The organism is Variovorax sp. 01T439_2 (assembly GCF_056398445.1).
This window is the reverse complement of record NZ_JBFTPJ010000740.1, coordinates 1-2,994: the sequence shown is the minus strand read 5'-3', so window position 1 is coordinate 2,994 and position 2,994 is coordinate 1. Positions and strand designations below refer to the sequence as shown.

The 2,994-nt window shown below is 69.0% G+C and carries 3 protein-coding genes; 1 reads left to right on the top strand and 2 read right to left on the bottom strand.

Features of this window, described 5'->3' with window-relative positions; translation table 11 throughout:
- On the bottom strand, positions 1-445 hold a 445-nt coding region (locus tag AC1DOC_RS26940), incomplete at its 3' end, for a LysR family transcriptional regulator (protein ID WP_478130851.1).
- Positions 446-460: 15 nt separating this feature from the next.
- A complete protein-coding gene (gene apbC, locus AC1DOC_RS26935) occupies positions 461-1,552 on the bottom strand; it encodes an iron-sulfur cluster carrier protein ApbC (RefSeq protein ID WP_015866850.1) in 1,092 nt (363 codons plus the stop codon).
- A 104-nt stretch (positions 1,553-1,656) separates the two neighbouring features.
- On the opposite strand from apbC, the gene AC1DOC_RS26930 reads away from it, so the two are divergent.
- On the top strand, positions 1,657-2,850 hold the full coding sequence (locus tag AC1DOC_RS26930; protein ID WP_478130850.1) for a patatin-like phospholipase family protein: 1,194 nt from the start codon (positions 1,657-1,659) through the stop codon (positions 2,848-2,850).
- Positions 2,851-2,994 lie beyond the last annotated feature (144 nt).

Genomic DNA, 2,994 nt, shown 5'->3' with positions numbered 1-2,994 from the left:
CGGTGTAGCCGAGCGCGAGGTCGACCGAGAGGCTTTCGAGCCCCGTTTCCAGGTCTTGCGAGCTCATCGAGAGCACCGCCGGCACGATGCCCGGATGCATCTCGTGCAGCATCGCGGCAAAGCGCGACAGCATCGGAATGGCGGTGGGCACGGCCGCCATGCGCAGCCGCCCGCGCGGATGGCCCTCTTCGCTGCGCAGCTCCTGCTGCAGCACCTCGTTGTCGCGCAGCATGCGCTGCGCCGTGGCCAGCACCCGCTCGCCTTCGTGCGTGAGGCCCACGTAGACGCGCGCCCGCTTGACGATGACCACGCCAAATTCGCTTTCGAGCGAGCGCAGCGCATTCGACAGCGCCGGCTGYGTGATGTGGCAGGCCTGCGCCGCGCGTCCGAAATGCTTGTGCTCGCTGAGCGCGACCAGGTAGCGCATCGACGCGAGAAGATTCACGGGGCGCGCCGCCGCTCAGGTGTTCTTGCTGATCGAGATGGTCGGGAACTTCGCCGAGAAGTCCTTGGCCTTCTCGGCAATGCCCACGGCCACCTGGCGTGCGACGGCCTTGTAGATGCCGGCCACTTCGCCGTCGGGATCGGCCACCACGGTCGGCTTGCCGCTGTCGGCCTGCAGGCGGATGTTGATGTCCAGCGGCAGCGCGCCCAGGTAGTCCATCTGGTATTGCGCCGCCATCTTCTTGCCGCCTTCGGAGCCGAAGATGTGCTCGACGTGGCCGCAGTTGGAGCAGATGTGCACCGCCATGTTTTCCACGATGCCCAGGATCGGCACGCCGACCTTCTCGAACATCTTGATGCCCTTCTTGGCATCGAGCAGCGCGATGTCCTGCGGCGTGGTGACGATCACCGCGCCCGTCATGGGCACGCGCTGCGAAAGCGTGAGCTGGATGTCGCCGGTGCCGGGCGGCATGTCGACGATCAGGTAGTCCAGGTCTTTCCAGTTGGTCTGGCGCAGCAGCTGCTCCAGCGCCTGGGTGGCCATGGGGCCGCGCCAGATCATGGCCTCGTCCTGGTCGACCAGGAAGCCAATCGACATCACCTGCACGCCGTGGTTCTCGAGCGGCTCCATGGTCTTGCCGTCCTCGCTTTCGGGCCGGCCCTCGATGCCCAGCATCATCGGCTGGCTCGGGCCGTAGATGTCGGCGTCCAGCAGCCCGACGGCCGCGCCTTCGGCGGCCAGCGCCAGCGCCAGGTTGGCGGCGGTGGTGCTCTTGCCCACGCCGCCCTTGCCGGACGCCACCGCGATGATGTTCTTCACGTTGGGCATCAGCTGCACGCCGCGCTGCACCGCATGGCTGATGACCTTGGTCGTGATGTTGACCGAGACGTTGCTCACGCCCGGCACCGTCTTTGCGGCCGCCACCAGCGCTTTGCGCATGGCCGCGTGCTGGCTCTTGGCCGGGTAGCCGAGCTCGAGGTCGAACGACACGTCGCCATCCGCGATCTGCAGGTTCTTGAGCGACCGGGTCGCCACGAAATTCTTGCCGGTGTTGGGGTCTGCGACGGCCTTGAGCGCGTCCATGAGCCCCTCTGGGGTGAGTGCCATTGATCTAACTCCTGAATGGCGGGTAGTCTAGTGGGTCTCATGGCTCGCCCCCGGGTGCGCATGCATCGCCTTTCCCCCACCGGGGACAACAACACCGATATCAAATGCCAGAGACACCCCCCRCCACCGGTCTCCTGCTCACCGGCGGCGGCGCCCGGGCCGCCTACCAGGTCGGCGTGCTCGAGGCCATTGCCGGCATCCGGCGCGCGGCGGGCCTGGCCGGCCGGCGCAATCCCTTCGAAGTGATCACCGGCACCTCGGCCGGCGCCATCAATGCGGCCGCACTGGCCTGCGGCGCCGACGACTTCGACGGGGCCGTCGAGCGCATCGCGCAGGTCTGGCGCGACTTCCACGCGGGCCAGGTCTACCGCGCCGATTCGCTCTCGGTGCTCGGCAGCGGCACGCGCTGGCGCATGCTGCTCGGGCTCGGGCGCTTTGCCGCCAACTGGATGCGCATCAAGCCGCGCTCGCTGCTGGACAACGCGCCGCTGGCCGAGCTGCTGGCGCGCATGGTGCCGCTCGAGCGCCTGCCCCGGCTCATGCAGCAGGGCCACCTGCAGGCGCTGGCCGTGACCGCCTCGAGCTACAGCTCGGGCGAGCACGTCACCTTCTTCGAGGCCGCGGTGCCGATGGAGCCCTGGGTGCGTTCGCAGCGGCTGTCGGTGCGCGACCGCCTCAGCCACGCGCACCTGCTGGCCTCGTCGGCCATTCCCTTCGTGTTTCCGGCCACCGCGCTGCCGATGCAGGGGCACACCGAATATTTCGGCGACGGCTCGATGCGCCAGTCGGCGCCCATCGCCGCGGCCATCCACCTGGGTGCCCAGCGCATCCTGGTGATCGGCGCGGGCCGCATGCACGAGCCGCGCGACGCCGACGCGCCCAACACCTACAGCGGCTATCCCACCATGGCGCAGATCGCGGGCCATGCGCTGTCGAGCATCTTTCTCGATGCGCTGGCGGTGGACATCGAGCGGCTGCGGCGCATCAACCACACGCTCGGCCTCATTCCCGAGGAAGCGCGCGCATCGAGCACGCTGCGCCCGCTCGACCTGCTGGTGATCGCGCCGTCGGAGCGCCTGGACGTGATCGCGGCGCGCCATGTCGATGCACTGCCCGGCGCGGTGCGCCACCTGCTGGGCGGCTCCAAGGTTGCGGCCGATGTGAAGGGCGGCGCGCTCGCGAGCTACCTGCTGTTCGAGGCGGGCTACACGCGCGAGCTGATGGCGCTCGGGCGGGCCGACACGCTGCGCCAGCAGGCCGAGGTGCTGCGCTTCTTCGGGTGGGATGCGGCGGCCTGAAGCAGGTCAGCGCGCACCGCCGCTGTCGCCAGGAACACTCCTCAACGCGCTACCCCGCCTCGGAAATCCCAAGCTCCGAGCACACCCGCCCCACCAGCGCCTTCAGCGATGCGAGCTCGGCCTCGAGCCGCGCCACGTTGGCCT

Bases quoted from the DNA above. Each gene is read 5' to 3' on its own strand.
- apbC (WP_015866850.1), bottom strand. From the start codon at position 1,552: ATGGCACTCACCCCAGAGGGGCTCATGGACGCGCTCAAGGCCGTCGCA.